Source organism: Promicromonospora noduliphila, from assembly GCF_056951025.1.
The window spans coordinates 4,787,192-4,804,484 of the sequence record NZ_CM167806.1 but is presented as its reverse complement, the minus strand read 5'-3'; the positions used below and the strand labels follow the sequence as shown (position 1 = coordinate 4,804,484).

Annotated in this window: 13 protein-coding genes and 1 pseudogene; 8 read left to right on the top strand and 6 right to left on the bottom strand. The window is 73.4% G+C overall.

The genetic code is table 11. The features are described 5' to 3' along the window. Positions 1-11 precede the first annotated feature (11 nt). Positions 12-1,184, bottom strand: a complete 1,173-nt coding sequence (locus tag AC0QU1_RS21095) for a MarP family serine protease (protein WP_483572200.1) — start codon at positions 1,182-1,184, stop codon at positions 12-14. A gap of 511 nt (positions 1,185-1,695) precedes the next feature. Beyond that, positions 1,696-2,709 carry an AraC family transcriptional regulator gene (locus AC0QU1_RS21090; RefSeq protein ID WP_483572199.1) on the bottom strand — a complete coding sequence of 338 codons (1,014 nt, stop codon included), beginning with the start codon at positions 2,707-2,709 and terminating at the stop codon, positions 1,696-1,698. Positions 2,710-2,827: 118 nt separating this feature from the next. On the opposite strand from AC0QU1_RS21090, the gene AC0QU1_RS21085 reads away from it, so the two are divergent. The 8 genes and pseudogenes from AC0QU1_RS21085 to AC0QU1_RS21050 all read left to right on the top strand — a co-directional run bounded on the left by AC0QU1_RS21085 (position 2,828) and on the right by AC0QU1_RS21050 (position 14,918). Continuing rightward, positions 2,828-4,102 carry an iron-siderophore ABC transporter substrate-binding protein gene (locus tag AC0QU1_RS21085; RefSeq protein WP_483572197.1) on the top strand — a complete coding sequence of 425 codons (1,275 nt, stop codon included), beginning with the start codon at positions 2,828-2,830 and terminating at the stop codon, positions 4,100-4,102. Then, positions 4,102-5,175, top strand: coding sequence for an iron chelate uptake ABC transporter family permease subunit (locus AC0QU1_RS21080; protein WP_483572196.1), 1,074 nt, complete (start codon positions 4,102-4,104; stop codon positions 5,173-5,175). The genes AC0QU1_RS21085 and AC0QU1_RS21080 overlap by 1 nt, the downstream gene beginning before the upstream one ends. 176 nt (positions 5,176-5,351) lie before the next feature. Further along, a complete protein-coding gene (locus tag AC0QU1_RS21075; RefSeq protein WP_483572195.1) occupies positions 5,352-6,407 on the top strand; it encodes a FecCD family ABC transporter permease in 1,056 nt (351 codons plus the stop codon). A 254-nt stretch (positions 6,408-6,661) separates the two neighbouring features. After that, positions 6,662-7,423, top strand: a pseudogene (locus AC0QU1_RS21070) (ABC transporter ATP-binding protein); the annotation flags it as partial. Positions 7,424-7,633: 210 nt separating this feature from the next. After that, positions 7,634-9,775 carry an ABC transporter transmembrane domain-containing protein gene (locus AC0QU1_RS21065; protein WP_483576762.1) on the top strand — a complete coding sequence of 714 codons (2,142 nt, stop codon included), beginning with the start codon at positions 7,634-7,636 and terminating at the stop codon, positions 9,773-9,775. Then, on the top strand, positions 9,772-11,829 hold the full coding sequence (locus AC0QU1_RS21060; protein WP_483572193.1) for an ABC transporter ATP-binding protein: 2,058 nt from the start codon (positions 9,772-9,774) through the stop codon (positions 11,827-11,829). The genes AC0QU1_RS21065 and AC0QU1_RS21060 overlap by 4 nt, the downstream gene beginning before the upstream one ends. A 209-nt stretch (positions 11,830-12,038) precedes the next feature. Beyond that, complete coding sequence (locus AC0QU1_RS21055; protein WP_483572191.1) at positions 12,039-13,235, top strand: IS30 family transposase; 1,197 nt, start codon at positions 12,039-12,041, stop codon at positions 13,233-13,235. 384 nt (positions 13,236-13,619) lie between these two features. Then, a complete protein-coding gene (locus AC0QU1_RS21050) occupies positions 13,620-14,918 on the top strand; it encodes a family 16 glycosylhydrolase (protein WP_483572189.1) in 1,299 nt (432 codons plus the stop codon). Positions 14,919-15,155: 237 nt separating this feature from the next. Here AC0QU1_RS21050 and AC0QU1_RS21045 read toward each other — a convergent pair whose 3' ends face one another. From AC0QU1_RS21045 to AC0QU1_RS21030, 4 genes are all read right to left on the bottom strand, one after another. Beyond that, positions 15,156-15,458 (bottom strand): hypothetical protein, encoded by a 303-nt coding sequence (locus AC0QU1_RS21045; protein WP_483572187.1) that lies wholly within the window; start codon positions 15,456-15,458, stop codon positions 15,156-15,158. A 113-nt stretch (positions 15,459-15,571) separates the two neighbouring features. Further along, entirely contained in the window at positions 15,572-15,892 is a 321-nt protein-coding gene (locus AC0QU1_RS21040) for a DUF202 domain-containing protein (RefSeq protein ID WP_483572186.1), read from the bottom strand. 19 nt (positions 15,893-15,911) lie between these two features. Further along, entirely contained in the window at positions 15,912-16,283 is a 372-nt protein-coding gene (locus AC0QU1_RS21035; RefSeq protein WP_483572185.1) for a YidH family protein, read from the bottom strand. Positions 16,284-16,552: 269 nt separating this feature from the next. After that, entirely contained in the window at positions 16,553-17,197 is a 645-nt protein-coding gene (locus AC0QU1_RS21030; protein WP_483572183.1) for a TetR/AcrR family transcriptional regulator, read from the bottom strand. Between the last annotated feature and the right edge of the window lie 96 nt (positions 17,198-17,293).

Here is a 17,293-nt window from a genome sequence, read left to right as displayed (position 1 = left end):
GCCCCGTCAGCTCAGGCAGTGCACCGTCCCGACGACACCGGTGTGTTCAGCTCGGTCGCCTGGCTCGCGACCGGGAGGAGCTCGGCGGTCGTCATCGCGTAGCCGACGTCGGCGGCGGACTCGGCGCGCGCGAAGATGACCCCAGCGACCCGCCCGCCGGTCGTCAGGAGCGGGCCGCCCGAGTTGCCCGGGCGCACCGCCGCAGCCAGGGAGTAGATCTCGCGGCCGGCCGCGCCGGTGTTGTACACGTTGGGCACGCGGGCGGTGTCGACGCTGAGCACACCGGCGCTCACCGAGGTGAACGGCCCGCCGTACGGGTAGCCCTGGACGACGGCGCGGTCGCCCACCGACAGGGTCGGCGCGATGTCCAGGGCGTCCGCGGCCAGGTCCGGGACGGCGATGACGGCCAGGTCGTCGACCGGGTCGAAGTAGACCACGCGCCCCTCCCGGGCGGGGCTGTCGGGGAGCTCGACCACCGGCCGGTCCACGCCGGCCACGACGTGCGCGTTCGTGACCACCCGGTCGGGGGCGACCACGAACCCGGACCCGGTCGAGCTCTTCCCGCACGCGTACGCGATGCCGGAGATCCGGGCCACCGACTGCGCCGCGTCCTCCAGCGCGGGATTGTCGAGGTCGACGGCGGGCGCTACCGGGGCCTGCCGCGGGACGATCAGGATGTTCAGCCGCGGCAGCCCGTCGTCGAGCACCATGGCGCGCATCTGGGCGAGCGGCCGGCCCACCGAGGGCGGCGTCAGGTCCTCGATGGTGCGCAGCACGGCCGACGACGAGAGCGCCGACGCGATGCCCGGCGTGCCGGTGGCGGTGACCGCGTTGCCGACGAACGAGAGCGCCAGGGCGGCGACCACCACGTTCACCGCGCCGCCGAGGAGGCGCTCGAGCGGGCGCAGGGCGGTGCGGTCGACGCCCCGCCGCAGGTCATGGCCCAGCCCGGCCCCGACGGAGGCGCCGAGCAGCGGCAGCAGGACGGCGACGGCGATGGACACGGGGCCGCGCCACTGAGAGGTAGGCAGCAGGTTGATGACGGCGGGGACGGCCCAGAACGCCGCCAGGCCGCCGACGATCAGGCCCACGAGCCCGCCGAGCGTGGCCAGCAGGCCCCGGCTCAGGCCGGCGCCGAGGGCGATGAGCAGCACCACGATGAGCACGAGGTCGACGAGAGTCACGGGGCTCCTTCGGGGCGGCGGGCGGACGGCGGGGTGCTATGACGAGATGTGGCACAGCGGGTGGTACGACGAGGGGTGACGCAGCGGGTGGTACGACAAGGGGTGACGCAGCGGGTGCTGCGACGGGTGATACGACGAGTAGACGGTAAGCGCTGGACGGGCGTACGGGGCATGGCGACCCACGTCCGTCACCCGATCCGCAGATTCGCCGCCAGAAGTTCACAGGCGCTTTCGCGGTTCTTTCTGCACGACTGAGCTCGCGTGGCTGCTGAGTTCGGTCGGTCGCCAAAGGGTGGGTCACTGAGTTCGGTCGGTCGCCAAAGGGCGGGTCACTGAGTTCGGTTGGTTGGCGTGGGCGGGTCACTGAGTTCGGTCGGTTGCCCAGGGCCGGTTGCTGAGTTCGGTTCTTTGCCTCGAGATCGGTCCAGGGATGGACCGATCTCGAGGCAACCGACCGAACTCGACAAGGGGCGGCAGCAACCACTCGGGATGGCCCGACCGAACTCGTGGGCTAGTGGGTCGGGTGGTCGTCGCGGCGGAGGTTGGCGGCGTAGCGGGCCGGGGTGACTCCGAACCGTTGGCGGAAAGCGGCGATGAAGCTGCTGACCGACGTGTAGCCGACGCGGGCGGCCGCATCCTGGACGGTCGCGCCGTCGGCCAGGTGGCGCGCCGCCGCGTGCAGACGCGCGCGGACCCGCCAGTCGCGGAACGTCGAACCCGTACCCCGCACGAACGCGCGGGCGAGCGTCTTCGAGCTCACCCCGAGTTCCGCGGCCCAGGCGTCGAGCTCGCGGCCGTCTGCCGGGTCGTCCAGCAGGCGGGCGGCGACCACGCGTGCGCGGGGGTCGCGGGGGAGGGCGACGACGTCGCGCACGACGTCGAGGTCGCTCAGGATCTCGGCGAGCAGCCGTCGGCACTGCGCGCGCCGCCGCGGCGTCGGCACGCCCTGGGTGAGATGGAGCATGAGAGCGCCGGCCAGCGGGTCGGCTCGCAGGGTGCGGGGGTTGGCCCACTCGTCCGGTCGCCGTTGCGTGGCGCCGTCCGTCGGCCCGCCTGCAGAGCCGTCGGCGGGCCTGCCCCCGGCGCCGTCCGCCCGTCTGCCCGAGGGCGCACCCTCAGCACCGTCCGCCCGGCCGCCGGTAGCACTGTCCGCCCAGCCGCCAGCGGCGTCATTCGCGCGACTGCCCGCAGGACTGCCCGAAGGCGCACGCCCCGGTCGCAGCAGCGGGTCGACGTACAGGCTCACGATCTCCGCCGGCTCAGGGAAGACCATCTCGTGCATGGTGCCGGCCGGGATCCACATCAGGTGCTCCGGCCGCAGGTGCCAGCGCTCGCCGTGCACCTCCAGCTCGACAGAGCCGGACGGCAGCCACGCCACCTGGTCCTCCTGGTGCGCGTGCATCTCGAACCTGCTCCCCGCCCGCAGGAAGTCGTGCGAGACGGTGAACATGGCCGATGTCTCCTCGTCGGTATCAGCGCCCACGACGGGCGCCGCATCCACGGCCGAATGTTCCAGAACAGACATGGCCGTGTCCTTTCGAGAGGCGGTGAGTCCGCTGGGCGTCATGGTGCATTGAGGTTAGGTAAGGCTAATCTGACCGCGCCCCAGATCGCCAGAACGGCCGAAAGAACCCATGAACCCCATGTCTTCGCACCGAGCACGGCTGCACGGCACGCCGTCGCGCCACACGCCGTCCGACAGCACGTCGAATCCGGCTCGGCCGCACAGCACGCCGTCCGACAGCGCGCCGTCGCACAGCACCCCGCGGCACAGCACGCCGTCGAACCCGGCTCGGCCGCACAGCACCCTGCCGCACAGCACCCGGCCGCACAGCATCCCGCCGCACAGCGCGCCATCCGACAGCACCCCGCCACACCGCACGCCGTCGTACCGCGCCGTCGCGGCGACCGCCGCGCTGGTGCTCACCGCCGCGCTGTCCGCGTGCTCGTCGTCCGCCGCGACCACCGAGGAGAACCCGAACTACACCACCGAGCCGAGCGACACCTTCCCTGTCACGGTGGAGCACAAGTTCGGCGAGACCACCATCGAGGCCGAGCCGCAGCGCATCGTCGTGGTCGGCATCACCGAGCAGGACATCCTGCTCGAGCTCGGCGTCACCCCGGTCGCGACCACCGAGTGGTACGGCGAGCAGCCCTACGCCGTGTGGCCGTGGGCCACCGAGCTCCTCGGCGACGCCGAGCCCGTGGTGCTGAGCACCACCGACGGGTTCGAGTACGAGAAGATCGTGGCGCTGCGCCCGGACCTGATCGTCGGCACCAACGCGGGCCTGGACCAAGAGGCCTACGACAAGCTCAGCGAGATCGCCCCGACCGTCGCGAGCGTCGAGGGCTCCGAGCAGTACTTCTCGAGCTGGCAGGACCAGACCCGGGTCGTGGCCGCCGCCGTCGGCCGCTCGGCCGAGGGCGAGGAGCTGATCGAGGGCGTCGAGACCGCGTACGCGGAGGCCGCCGCCGAGCATCCGGAGTTCAAGGGTCTCACCGCCACGTTCTCGCAGGGCGGCGCCTGGGAGGGTCACCTGTGGGTGTACCCGGACGGGCTGAACACCGACTTCCTCACCGACCTCGGGTTCACGATCACGCCGGGTCTGGAGGAGTTCGCCCCCGAGGAGGGTGTGCAGGCGCAGGTCTCGGCCGAGAACACCGGCCTGCTGGAGGCGGACGTCGTCGTCTTCGCGACCGAGACCACGGATCCGAAGGCCATCGACGACCTGCTCGGGTTCGGCACGCTGTCGAGCCTGCCTGCCGTCGTCGAGCACCGCGCCATCTTCACCGACGCCGAGCTCGCCGGCGCCATCTACTTCCTCACGCCGCTCAGCCAGAAGTACGTGCTCGAGCGGCTGCTGCCGCGTCTGGAGAGCGCCGTCGCCGGCGAGGCTCCGCGCAGCGCAGAGGGCTGATGACCCGCACCACCGCCGTCGCGGCGCCCGCCCCTGGGGCGGGGGAGGTGGACGGTCCGCCGCGGCGTTCGCAGCGCCAGGAACGCCGACGGCGGGCCGCGGGGCTCGCCCTCGCGGTCGCGGCCCTCGCCGCGGTCGTGCTGTTGAGCATCATGGTGGGGTCGAAGCCCCTGCTGCCAGGGGAGATCGTGCAGGCGGTCGTCGCGCCCACCGGGTCGGAGAACGACCGGATCGTGCTGGAGCTGCGCCTGCCGCGCACCTTCGCCGCGCTCGTCGTGGGGGCGGCGCTCGGGGTCGCGGGCGCGCTCATCCAGGCGTTCACCCGCAACCCGCTCGGCGACCCGGGGATCCTGGGCGTGAACGCGGGCGCATCGCTCGGCGTCGCGCTCGGGGTGGCGCTGTTCGGCGCCCGGGTGCCCACGCAGTACCTGGGTTTCGCCTTCGCGGGCGCGCTGCTGGCGACCCTCGCCGTCCTGCTCATCGGCGCGGTGGGCCGCAGCGCCGACCCGGTCCGGCTCACGCTCGCCGGCGTCGCCATCGCCGCGGTGCTCTCCGGCATCACCACGGGCATGACGCTGCTCGACCCCGCGACCTTCAACCAGATGCGCGGCTGGGAGGCCGGGACGTTCGTCGAGCGGGACCTCGACGTCGTCCTGCCCGCCGTCCCGTTCGTGGTCGCGGGCCTGGTCATCGCGGTCGTCATCGCACGCCCGCTCAACGCGCTCGGGCTCGGCGACGACCTCGCCTCGGCGCTCGGCGCCCGGGTCGGCAGCACCCGCGCGCTGTCGGTCGCCGCGATCACCCTGCTCGCCGGCTCCGCCACGGCCATCACGGGACCCATCGGGTTCGTGGGCCTCATGGTGCCGCACGTGGCCCGGTGGATCGTCGGCCCCGATCAGCGCTGGATCCTCCCGTACTCGATGGTGCTCGCTCCGGTCGTGCTGCTCGCGTCCGACGTCATCGGCCGCGTCGTCCTGTGGCCGGGCGAGGTGCCCGTCGGCATCGTGACGGCGTTCGTCGGCGCGCCGGTGCTCATCTGGTTGGTCCGACGGCGGAAGGCGAGCGGGCTGTGACCGGGCGGGCTGGGGTCGGAGGGGCTGGGGTCGCGCGGGCCGGCGGTGGGCGGCCTGGCGACGGGCCGACCGGCAGTGGGCGGGCCGATGGCGAGCGGCCCAACAGCAGGCAGGCCGGCAACGGACGGCCGGGCAGCGGGCGGCCTGGCAACGGGCGGCCCGATACCGGGCGCGTTGTGGTCCGGCGGGCCGGGATCGACTTCGGCGGGCGCGTCGCCGTCGTGCGCTGGCGGGACGTGTCCGGCCGCCTGCGGGTGCGCACCCTCGTGGTCAGCACCCTGATCCTCGCCGCGACGCTCGCGGCCGCCCTCGCCGCGCTGTGCCTCGGCGACCTGCCGCTGACCGTGCCGGAGGTGTTCTCGGCGTTCACGGGCGGGCAGAGCGGCATCGTGACGACCGTCGTGCTCGAGTGGCGCGCCCCGCGCGTGCTGGCCGCCCTGTTCTTCGGCGCCGCCCTCGGCGTCGCCGGCGCGATCTTCCAGTCGCTGACCCGCAACCCGCTCGCGAGCCCCGACATCATCGGGCTGTCGGCCGGCTCGTACGCGGGCGCCCTCGTCGTGATCATCGTCATCGGCGGCGGCACCTACCTCGTCGCGGCCGGCTCCGTCGTCGGCGGCCTCGCGGCGGCGGCGCTCGCCTACCTGCTGGCCTACCGCGACGGCGTGCAGGGCTTCCGGCTGATCGTCGTGGGGATCGCCCTGTCGGCCATGCTCAGCGCCCTGTCCATGTTCCTCATCCTGCGCGCGCGGCTCGAGATCGCGATGACCGCCGCCATCTGGGGCGCCGGATCGCTGAACCGCGTCGGCTGGGCCGAGACGCTGCCCCTGGTCGTCCTCGTGGTGATCGTGTTCGTGGTGCTGGCCGGCCTCGTCGGCCCGATGCGCCAGCTCGAGCTCGGCGACGACGCGGCCCGCGCCCTCGGCATCCGGCCCGAGCCGGTCCGCCTCGCGCTCGTCCTGTGCGGGGTGGCGCTCACCGCCGCCGTCACCGCCTTCGCGGGGCCCATCGCGTTCGTCGCGCTCGCGGCGCCCCAGATCGCGCGGCGCCTCACCGGCTCCGCGGGGACGGCGCTGGCACCCGCGGCGCTCCTCGGCGCGTTCGTCCTGGTGACGTCCGACGTCGTCGCGCAGCACCTCCTCCCACAGCCGCTCCCGGTCGGCGTCGTCACGATCGTCGTCGGCGGCGTCTACCTCGTCTGGCTCCTTGTCCGCGAAGCACGGAAGCGACCATGAAACCCGAGACCGCTCAGTCCGGCGCTGCTCAGTCCGGCGCTGTTCAGCCTGGTGCCGCCCAGTCCGGCGTCGTCCAGCCTGATGCCGCTCAAGCCGGCGGCGCTCAGGCTGGTGCCGCTGAGGCTGGTGCCGCCCAGTCCGGCGTCGTCCAGCCTGATGCCGCTCAAGCCGAGGCCGCTGAGGCTGGTGCCGCTCAGCCCGAGGCCGCTCAGCCCGAGGATGCCCGGCCCGGCGCAGCGGGCGCCGCCCCGCGGCTGCACGCGGACGCCGTCACCCTCGGCTACGACAAGCGCGTGATCTCGCGCGAACTGTCCGTCGAGATACCCGACGGGTCGTTCACGATGATCGTCGGTCCCAATGCGTGCGGTAAGTCGACGCTGCTGCGCGCCCTGTCCCGGCTGCTGCAGCCCAGCGCGGGCCAGGTGGTGCTCGACGGGCGCGCCATCTCCACCTACCGCGCCAAGGAGGTGGCCCGCACGCTCGGGCTGCTCCCGCAGTCGTCCCTCCCGCCCGACGGCATCACCGTCGCCGACCTCGTCGCGCGCGGACGGCACCCGCACCAGAGCATGATCCGGCAGTGGTCGCCCGCCGACGAGGAGGCGGTGAGTGCGGCGATGGCCGCCACCGGGGTGTCCGACCTGTCGGGCCGCCTCGTCGACGAGCTGTCGGGTGGCCAGCGCCAGCGCGCCTGGGTGGCCATGGTGCTCGCCCAGGAGACGCCGCTCCTGTTGCTCGACGAGCCCACCACGTTCCTCGACATCGCCCACCAGATCGAGCTCATGGAGCTGCTGGCCGACCTCAACGAGCAGGGCCGCACCCTGGTGGCCGTGCTGCACGACCTGAACCAGGCGGCTCGCTACGGCACGCACCTTATCGCGATGCGGGACGGCGCGATCGTCGCCCAGGGCGCTCCCGCCGAGATCGTCACGGCTGAGCTCGTCGAGGAGGTGTTCGGGCTGCCGTGCGTCGTCGTGCCCGACCCGGTCACCGGCACGCCGTCGGTCGCCCCGATCGGGCGCGTGCGGGACCGGACCCGGGACGGTGTCCGGGACCTGGGGCAGGGCCGGGATGGTGCCCGGGGACCTGGGGCAGGCCCGGGACGGTGTCCGGGACCTGGGGCAGGGCCGGGATGGTGCCCGGGACCTGGGGCAGGCCCGGGACGGTGTCCGGGACCTGGGGCAGGGCCGGGACGGCGCCCCGGACCCGGGGCAGGGCGGTTTCGGACGATGAGCCGACGGCGGGGCTCGTTCTGGCGCCGTCCGCTCGGGCGGGGTTCGTCCGGGGAGAGCATGTCCGGGGAGGGCATGTCCGGGGAGGGTTTGTCAGAGCGGGGTTCGTCCGGGCGGCGTCGGTTCCGGCGCGGTTCGTTCCGGCGCGGCTCCTTCTGGTTGCAGGCGCCCGCCGAGCCCGTCCGTACCCGCGAGCTCCGCATCGACGACCGCACCACGCCCGTGCGCCTCACGCTGCGGGCCATGACCGGCGCCCGCCGGTACACCGTGCCCGCCGCCCTCCTGAGCGTCACCCACCAGCTCGGCGAGGCGCTCGTGCCCGTCATCATGGGCATCGCTATCGAACGGGCCGTCAGCACCGGCGACCTCGCGCAGCTCGTGCTGTGGATCGGGCTGCTCGCCGCCGACTTCGCGCTGCTGTCGTTCTCCTGGCGGTTCGGCTCGCGCCTCGGTGAGCTGGGGATGCTGGTCGTCCAGCACCAGCTCCGGTCGGTGGTGAGCGCGCACCTGCTCACCCGTGAGACGGCACGTGGGGCGTCGGCTGCGCCCGGCGTCGCGCTCTCGCTCGCCACCTCGGACGTGAACCGGCTGGCCACGGCCGTCCTGATCGGCGTGTACCCGGCCGGACAGCTCGCCGCCGTCGTCTTCGGCGGGAGCGTGCTGCTCGTCGTCTGGTGGCCGCTCGGCCTTGCCGTCCTGCTCGGTGCGCCGGCCGTCCTGTGGCTCACCGACCGGACGGGCGGGTCACTGCGCCGCCGCAGCGGCGACGAGCAGGAGGCCGCTGCCGCCGCGGCGGGTCAGGCCGCCGACCTCATGTCCGGGTACCGCGTGCTCAAGGGCATCCACGCCGAGCACGAGGCGGCGCGCCGGTACCGGCGGGCGAGCCGCGCGGCGCTCGCGAGCACGCTGCGGGCCCGGCGTGCGGAGGGTCTCTTCGTCGGCACCATGGACCTCGCCACGGGTCTCTTCGTCACCGCGATCACCGTGGCCGCCGGCATCCTCGCCGTGCGGGGCGCCTTCGGGATCGTCGAGCTCGTCACGGTCGTCGGGCTCACCCAGTTCCTGCTGGCGCCGCTGCAGTCGTTCGCGCGCAACGTCGGCACGTCCTGGGCCTCGGCCAACGCCTCGGCCGCGCGGCTCCTCGACCTGCTGCGCGAGGGTGCGGACCCTGCTGCGGTGGTCGGGGGCAGGGCCGACGGCGGCGCGGGGGCCGGCTTGGACAGGGACGGGGACGCCGGGGTCGGCGCGGACGGGCTGAACTCGGAGCCCAGAGTGGATGGAGCCCGCCGGGTAGATGAAGCGCCCCCGGCGGACGGAGTCCACGGGGACGGAGCGCACGCGTTGGATGGAGCGCACGCGTTGGACGGAGCGCACGCGGCCGACAGAGCCCGCGGGCTTGACGGAGCCCGCGGCGCGGACGGAGCGCGGCGGCCAGACGACGTCGGACGCGCAGTTGCGGAGGTCGTCCGGGCGCCGCGCGGCGGGGAGCTCGTCGCCGTCGCCGCGGACGCCCGCGCCGCCCGTGCCGTGCTCGAAAGGCTCCGGGCCGAACGGCCCGACGCGCTCGTCGTGCCGCACGAGGCGCATCTGTTCGCCGGCTCGGTGCGGGAGAACGTCGCGCTGCCCGGCGTCCCGGACGACCGGGTCGACGCGGCGCTCGACGCGGCGGGTTGCGGGGAGCTGGCCGAGGTTCTCCCCGAGGGCTGGGCGACCGCCGTCGGCGAGGGTGGTGCGGCGCTCTCCGGCGGTCAGCGGCAACGGGTGGCGCGAGCGCTCGCCCAGGACGCGCCGTTCCTCGTGCTGCACGACCCGACGACCGCCGTCGACGCCGTCACCGAGGCGGGCATCGCGGAGCGCCTCCGCAGGATGCGGGCGGGGCGGCAGACCGTCGTCGTCACCCGATCACCCGCGCTGCTCCAGGTCGCGGACCGGGTAGTGACCGCGGGCGGCGGGCCGATCGAGGGCCCGGCGGGCGGGTGCTCAACTGACGGCGCTTCTTCGGCCGACAGGGGTCCGACCGGCGGCGCTTCGGTCGGTAGCAGGTCGGACGACGGTGGGCCGGCGGACAAGAGTCCGGTCGACAGTGGCCCGGTCGACAGTGGCCCGGTCGACCGGGACCGGGACGAGGAGCAGAGATGAGCACCGCCGCTGGCTCTCCCGCCGTCGGCCCGGGCGCCGATCTCCCCGCGGGCCTTCCCGCCGCGGGCCTCCCCGTCGCCGACGGGCGCACCGTGGTGCGCGCGACGTGGCGCGCCCTCGGCCGCCGCGGCTGGAGCCTCGCCGGCCTTGTCGTGGTGTTCGTCGGCGCCGCTGCCGCCGGCGTCGTGCCGCCGATCGCGCTCGGGCGCGTCGTCGACACCGTCACCGCGGGCGGCGACGCGCGCACCGTCTGGCTGGCGGGGGCCGCGATGGCGGGCTCGGTCGTCGTGGGCGCCGTGCTCGCGGCGGTCGGGACGATCGGGGCGGCGCGGCTGCTGGAGGGGATGCTCGCGCGGCTGCGCGAGGACATGGTGACGGCTGCGCTGTGGCTGCCCCAGTCGCAGGTCGAGCGGGCGGGCACGGGCGACCTGATCTCCCGCGCGGGCGACGACGTCGCCGAGGTCGCCGAGGCGATCCCCAACGTGGTCCCCGCCCTCACCGGGTCGCTGTTCACGATCGTCGTCACCTTCGCCGGCATGGCGGTGATCGACCCGCGCTACGCGCTGGCGCTGCTGGTCATCGTCCCGATCCACGTCCTGGCGGTGCGCTGGTACCTGCGCGGCGCCCCGCGCCTGTACGCGGGCGAGCGCGCGGCGACGGCGCACCGCGCGCAGCACCTGCTCGACTCGCTGCGCGGCATCGAGACCGTTCGGGCGTTCGGCCTCTCCCGGCAGCACCTCGCGCGCATCGGCGCGGCGTCGTGGGCGGTGGTGCGGTGGACGATGCACGCGCGCGCCGTCCAGAACGCGTTCTTCGGGCGGCTCAACGCCGCGGAGCTCGCGGGCATGACGGCGCTCCTCGTGGTCGGCTTCCTCCTGGTGCGCGACGGCGCGGGCACGATCGGCGGCACGACGGCGGCGATGCTGCTCTTCCTGCGCCTGTTCAACCCCATCAACGAGCTGCTGTTCGTCATCGACGACCTGCAGTCGGCCCTGGCGTCGCTGGCGCGCATCGTCGGCGTCGGTGTCGGCGTGGGTGTGGGTGTTGGTGGTGGGGCGGACGGCGGTGGCGCTCGGGCCGCTGGCACCGGGGCCGCGGGCGGGCGGAACGTGCGTGCCCACCGGTTGGCATTCGGCAGCACCGCCCACGGCGCCCACACTGCCGCCGACGGTGACACCGGCAGCGCTGCTTACGACGGTGCCGGCATCACTACCGGCGGCACCGATGGCACCGCTCATGGTGGCACCGATGGCACCGCTCATGGTGGCGCTGACGGCGCCGCTCATGATGACGCGGACGGCACCGGCACCGGCATCGCCCACGCCGTCGGCGACACGGACGCCGTCGGCGACACGGACCGCGTAGGACAGCGCCTCCGCCTGCGCGGCGTCGGCCACGCCTACGTCCAAGGTCACCCGGTGCTCGCCGACGTCGACCTCGACGTCGCGCCGGGGGAGACGGTCGCCGTCGTCGGCGCGACGGGTGCGGGCAAGAGCACGCTCGCCGCGCTCGTCGCGGGCGTGCACGAGGCGACGGAAGGCACGGTCGAGGCGCCGGGAGGCGTGGTGCTCGTGACCCAGGAGGTGCACGTCTTCGACGGTGCGCTCCGCGACAACCTCACCCTCGCGCGCCCCGACGCCGACGACGCCGCGGTGCGCCGGGCGCTCGACCGGGTGGGCGCGGGGCCGCTCCTGGAGCGGCTGTCGGACGGGCTCGACGCGCAGGTCGACGCCTCGGCCCTCACGCCCGCCGAGGCGCAGCAGCTCGCCCTCGCCCGGGTGCTGCTGGCCGACCCCGAGGTCGTGCTCCTCGACGAGGCGACCGCCGAGGCCGGGTCCAGCGACGCCGGCCGGCTCGAACGTGCCGCGGCGACGGTGATCGAGGGGCGGACCGCGCTCGTCGTCGCGCACCGGCTGAACCAGGCGGCGACGGCGGACCGGGTGGTCGTGCTGGAGCACGGCCGGATCGGTGAGGAGGGCACCCACGCGGAACTCCTCGCGGCCGACGGCCCGTATGCCCGGCTGTGGACCGCGTGGCGCCGCCACCGCGACTGACGCGGTGGCCGTGACGGCGCCGCTACGGCGACTGACGCCGCTACGGCGACTGGCGCCGCCACGGCGACTGACGCCGCCACCACCGCCGAACCACCAACTGACGACGGTCCCGATCACCCCACGGTCCGCCGCGAGAATGCGATCAGGCATGACTTTGGCCCGGTGGATTCATACGGTCAGTGCGACAACGCTGATCGGAGGGATTGTTGATGGTGTCGAGGGGTGTGCGGTGGCCGGTCGAGGTTCGGCGGCGGGTGGTGGAGTGGATCGCTGCGGGCGGGTCGCGGGAGAGCGCTGCGAATGCTGTGGGCGTGTCGTCTCTGACGGCGGCCCGGTGGTGGTCTCAGGCTGGCGGGATGCAGGTAGTACGAGGACCTCGTGGTGGTCTGCCGCGGCCGGCCCGTGCGGGATGTCCGCGCGGGCCGGGTCACCGGCTGATGCTGGAGGACCGTAACGAGATCCAGCGGGGTCTGGATACCGGCCTGTCCCAGGCGCAGATCGCGGAGCGGATCGGGCGGGCCCGGTCCACGGTCAGCCGGGAGCTGGCCCGTCACCGGGCCGTGTCGGGGGACTACAACGCGCTGGTCGCGGACAGCCGCGCGATGGGCCGGGCAGCGCGGCCCAAACGGTTCAAGCTCGCCGATCCGGTGCTGGGCGCCCGGGTGACGGAGTGGATGGACCAGGGCTGGTCCCCGGGGTTGATCGCGTCAATACTGCGCAGGGACAACCCCGAGGACCGGAGCCAGTGGGTGAGCCACGAGACGATCTACCAGTCGCTGTATGTCCAGGCCCGCGGGGCCCTGCGCGCGAACCTGCACCAGCAGCTGTCCACGAAGCGCTCGGCACGTAAGCCCCGTGACCGGGTGGAGCGGCGCGGGAAGTTCAACGACGTCCTGCGTATCTCCCAGCGGCCGCCCGAGGTCGCTGACCGGGCCGTGCCCGGGCACTGGGAGGGCGACCTGATCCTCGGCACCGGTGGCACGTCCGCGATCGGGACCCTGGTCGAGCGCACCACCCGGTACACGATCCTTTTGCACCTACCCGGTGACCACACCGCGACCACCGTCGCGACCGCGATGATCGCCGCGATGAGTGATCTGCCGGCGCATCTGCGTCGGTCGCTGACCTGGGACCGCGGCAGCGAGCTGGCCCGGTATGACGACATCCAGCTCGACCTGCGCATGCCTGTCTACTTCGCCGACCCGCACTCGCCCTGGCAGCGCGGCTCGAACGAGAACACCAACCGGCTGCTGCGGCACTGGTTCGCCAAGGGCACCGACCTGTCCGGCTGGAGCCCCGAGGAACTGAAGCGGGTCGCGGCCATGCTCAACGCACGACCACGACCCACTCTCGACCTCGACACCCCCGCACAGCGACTCAAGCAACTCTTCGAACAAGCCGCATGACGTTGCACTAACCGATTGACAACGCCCGCGGTTTCCAGGCCCAATCACATGCTCGAAGCGGACCTCGCTCGGCGGGCCCGGGGCGAGGGGTCGGCGGCGGCCCGGCGGCACTGGGCGGGTGGCACCAGGCGGGTGGCACCGGCCGGGCGGCGCCGGGTGGGCGCGGCACCGGGTGGGCGTCGGGCCGATATGGGGAAAACCCGTATCTCCGTGGCCACCCGTTGTGCGCCGGAACCGGCCGAATGTACGGTCCGTTAACAATAGTTCTGCCCCGGCTCGTCGGGGCCGTCTGCCCGGTCGCCGGGCCCACGAGCGCGAATGTCACAGCGATGACCGCCGGGCACTCCCGCCCGGCGGGATGGCTCACGTCGAGGGAGCACCCCGATGCGTCGTGTATCACCCAACCCCAGAACCCTGGTCACGGCGGTCGCCGCCGTGGCCCTCGTCATGTCGGCCTCGCTGGTTGCCTCCGCCGCGGCACCCAAGGCGCCCGACGGCGGAGTGGCGCCCGCGCAGAACACGTCACAGAACACGTCACAGAACACGTCCCAGGAAGCCCTCGCCGCCGCGGCGCTGACCTGGTCCGACGAGTTCGACGGCCCGGCCGGCAGCGCCCCGAACGGCGCGAACTGGAACTTCGAGACGGGCGGTGGCGGCTGGGGCAACAACGAGCTCCAGGTTTACACCAACTCGCGGAACAACTCCGCCCTGGACGGCAACGGCAACCTCGTCATCACCGCCCGGCAGGACGGCAGCGGCGGCTACACCTCGGCCCGGCTCACGACCAAGGGCAAGGTCCAGCCGCAGTACGGCCGCCTGGAGGCGCGGATCAAGATCCCGCGCGGGCAGGGCATCTGGCCGGCGTTCTGGATGCTCGGGGGCCAGTTCCCGGGCGTCCCGTGGCCCAACTCGGGCGAGATCGACATCATGGAGAACATCGGCCGGGAGCCCCACCTGGTGCACGGCACCCTGCACGGCCCCGGCTACTCCGGCGGCAACCCCATCACCGGGCAGTACATGCACCCGCAGGGCTGGTCGTTCGCCGACGACTTCCACACCTTCGCCATCGACTGGAGCCCCAACTCCATCACCTGGCTGGTCGACGGCAACGCCTACCAGACGTTCACGCCCGCGAACACGGGCAGCAACCCCTGGGTCTTCAACCAGCCGTTCTTCTTCATCCTGAACGTCGCCGTCGGCGGCAACTGGCCCGGCTACCCCGACGGGACCACGCAGTTCCCGCAGCAGATGGTCGTCGACTACGTGCGCGTCTACGACTCCCAGGGCGGCGGAGGCACCCGGACCGGCACCATCACCGCGAGCAACGGCATCTGTCTCGACGTCGCGGGCGCCAACACCGCCAACGGCACGCCCATCCAGCTCGCCTGGTGCAACGGCAACCAGGCCCAGCAGTGGACGGTCGGCACGGACGGCACCGTCAAGGCCTACGGCAAGTGCCTCGACGTCGCGGGTGGCGGCACGGCCGCCGGCACCGTCGTCCAGCTCTGGGACTGCAACGGGACCGGCGCCCAGCAGTGGACGCACGTGAGCGGCACCCAGGCGCTGCGCAACCCGCAGTCCGGGCGCTGCCTGCAGCCGGTGGGCCGCGTGCAGAACGACGGCACGAGGACCGAGATCGCCAACTGCGACGGGAGCACCGTCCAGCGGTGGGTCCTGCCCTGACGCGGTGACGCCGCGCGGCCTGAGCCGCGTCCCGTTGGTGCGGCCTGGCCGCGTCTCCGTTTCGTGAGGCCTGCGGTGCGTTCTCGCGCACCGCAGGCCTCTGCGTTCGCTCCTGGTCCGGTAGCTCGTCAGGCCCGGCAACAGACTGGGACCCAGCAGCGGCGGTGGCTCAACAGGACCGGTAGCCCGCCGGGCCCAGCAGTGGAGCAGGCCCGGCAGCGGACCGCGACCCGCACCTCACCAGGACCAGCCGCGTGCGCTGAGCTCCAGCTCCTCCCGCAGCCGCTCGTCCGCCGCCGAACGTTCGTCCGCGCGCAAGGGCGCCGCCTCGGTCGGCAGGTCCGCGAGGCGGCACGCCTCGCGCAGCAGCGCGTCGTACGCGCCCTGGACCGCGAACCAGTGGTGGGCACGCGCGTACAGGCCAGGGTCCTCCTCGACGTGGCGCAGCTCCGCCGCGAGCTCACCCAGCCGGGTCTGCAGCCGCAGCGTGACCAGCGGGTCGGGTGCTCGAGCGGTACGGGTTCGGAAGGTCCAGCTCATGGCTTGCCACCGCCACGTCGTCGTAGAACGGGGGACACCTCAAGCGTAGGTCCGCGGGGCCGCGAGGGCTATGCCGCGCATGGCCGGAACGGAAGCCCAGTGGTGCGCTGGTCCTATGCGTGCAGGCTGACGACGACGGCGAGACCGCCGAGGCCGAGCACCACCACGACGGCCCCCGCGAGCGCGAGCAGACCGGCGCCGGGGGACTCGGGCCCGGGGCCGCGGACCGGTACGGGCAGGCGTTTCGCGTGCCGCCGTCGGGACGCCAGCCACAGGAAGCCGGCCAGCATCAGCCCGACCCCGCCGGGCAGGATCCAGAGCGCACTGCCGAAGAGCGCGGGCAGCAGCCGCGCGCCGACCAGAGAGACGGCGGCCAGCGACAGTGCCGTGCGGCGCCACGCCAGCTCCGTGCGCTCGACCTGGAGCCCGCTCACGGGGACACCTGCCTTCGGATCATCGGAGCAGGACGCCGAGCAGCACGAGCACACCGACCACCGCGACGACGATCGTGAGCGCCACGCCGACGATCGTCGACGGCAGCGGTGACCCGCGGCGCAGCGCGCGCTCGATGCGCATCCAGCCCGCCCACGCGATCAGGGGCACCACCGTCCCGGCGACGATGAGCACTATCGACGCCGCAAGTCGCAGGCGGGGCTGCAGGTCGAGTCCGAGCGTCTCCAGGGCGACCCCGCCGGCCACCAGCGCGAGGGCGGTCCGGAGCCAGGCGAGGAACGTCCGCTCGTTGGCGAGCGTGAACCGCGCGTCCGGCTCCTTGCCGATGCCGAAGACCGCCCGGGGGAACCGGCGGTCGTCGGGCGGGCTCATCGGGCGGCTCGGGTCGATGGCGTGCTGATCTCCATGAGGACACCTTCCGACTGCGGCCACGCACTAGGCAAACTGATGCTGGGCAGACTCAAGCCGGGCAACCTGATGTTCAGCAGACCGGCGGCCGGCAGGCTGTGGTCGGCAAACTGTCACGTGGTCGGCAAACTGTCAGGTGATCGGTAGTCCGAGGTACCGATCACCTGACAGTTTGCCGACCACAAGGCCGCCCCGTTGGCTGGCCCGGCGGCGGCGGAGGTCTCGTCGTGTGCCTACCGCGTGTCGAGGCTGCCGACGAAGTACTCCATGACCCGGGCAGTCGTCGCCTCGGCCCCGTCGGCGAGCTTCTCGGGTGGGACGGAGCCGTCCAGCAGGAGCGTCGCGAGCCCGTGTGCCACGGACCAAGCGGTGAGCGCGGCGACCTCCACGCCGGCGTCGTCGGTGGAGGCCGCGCCCGCCGTGCCGAGGTGCTCGGCGAGGGCGGTGGCGAGGGGGGCGAAGCTGGCCGACTTCGCGGCCCGCGCGCCGGGATGCGCCGACCAGTCGGAAACGCCCACCCCGAACATCAGCCGGTAGAGCTGCGGGTGCGCGAGTGCGAACCCGACGTAGTCCTGGCCGAGGGCGAGCAGTCGGGCCCGGCCGGGCGGCGCCGACGCTGCAGCGGCCGCCTGCCGGTCGGCGAGCTCGCGCAGGCCGGCCTCTGCGACGGTCGCGAGCAGGTCTTCCTTGCTGCGGAAGTGGTTGTAGGGCGCGGTCTGGGAGACGCCGACGGCTCGCGCGATGGCGCGAAACGAGACGGACTCGGGGCCGTCGCGCTCCAGCATCGCGCGGGCCGCCTCGGTGAGCGCTCGGCGCAGGTCCCCGTGGTGGTAGCTGCGGCCGCCGTCCTCGGCGCGGCGGATGTTGACACTGCTCATATTGCCGCCTAACGTACGGAATTGACGGTGTCAATATTGCACATCGTCACCGTGACGTCCGCACCAAAGAGTTGTGGCGAGATCTGTGTCAAGGAT

What these genes read in the sequence shown, in the direction of transcription:
- AC0QU1_RS21045 (WP_483572187.1), bottom strand. Translation starts at nt 15,458, where the DNA reads ATGAGCTGGACCTTCCGAACCCGTACCGCTCGAGCACCCGACCCGCTG.
- AC0QU1_RS21030 (WP_483572183.1), bottom strand. Translation starts at nt 17,197, where the DNA reads ATGAGCAGTGTCAACATCCGCCGCGCCGAGGACGGCGGCCGCAGCTAC.
- AC0QU1_RS21050 (WP_483572189.1), top strand. Translation starts at nt 13,620, where the DNA reads ATGCGTCGTGTATCACCCAACCCCAGAACCCTGGTCACGGCGGTCGCC.
- AC0QU1_RS21055 (WP_483572191.1), top strand. Translation starts at nt 12,039, where the DNA reads ATGGTGTCGAGGGGTGTGCGGTGGCCGGTCGAGGTTCGGCGGCGGGTG.
- AC0QU1_RS21085 (WP_483572197.1), top strand. Translation starts at nt 2,828, where the DNA reads ATGTCTTCGCACCGAGCACGGCTGCACGGCACGCCGTCGCGCCACACG.
- AC0QU1_RS21065 (WP_483576762.1), top strand. Translation starts at nt 7,634, where the DNA reads ATGAGCCGACGGCGGGGCTCGTTCTGGCGCCGTCCGCTCGGGCGGGGT.
- AC0QU1_RS21060 (WP_483572193.1), top strand. Translation starts at nt 9,772, where the DNA reads ATGAGCACCGCCGCTGGCTCTCCCGCCGTCGGCCCGGGCGCCGATCTC.
- AC0QU1_RS21080 (WP_483572196.1), top strand. Translation starts at nt 4,102, where the DNA reads ATGACCCGCACCACCGCCGTCGCGGCGCCCGCCCCTGGGGCGGGGGAG.
- AC0QU1_RS21035 (WP_483572185.1), bottom strand. Translation starts at nt 16,283, where the DNA reads ATGAGCCCGCCCGACGACCGCCGGTTCCCCCGGGCGGTCTTCGGCATC.
- AC0QU1_RS21090 (WP_483572199.1), bottom strand. Translation starts at nt 2,709, where the DNA reads ATGTCTGTTCTGGAACATTCGGCCGTGGATGCGGCGCCCGTCGTGGGC.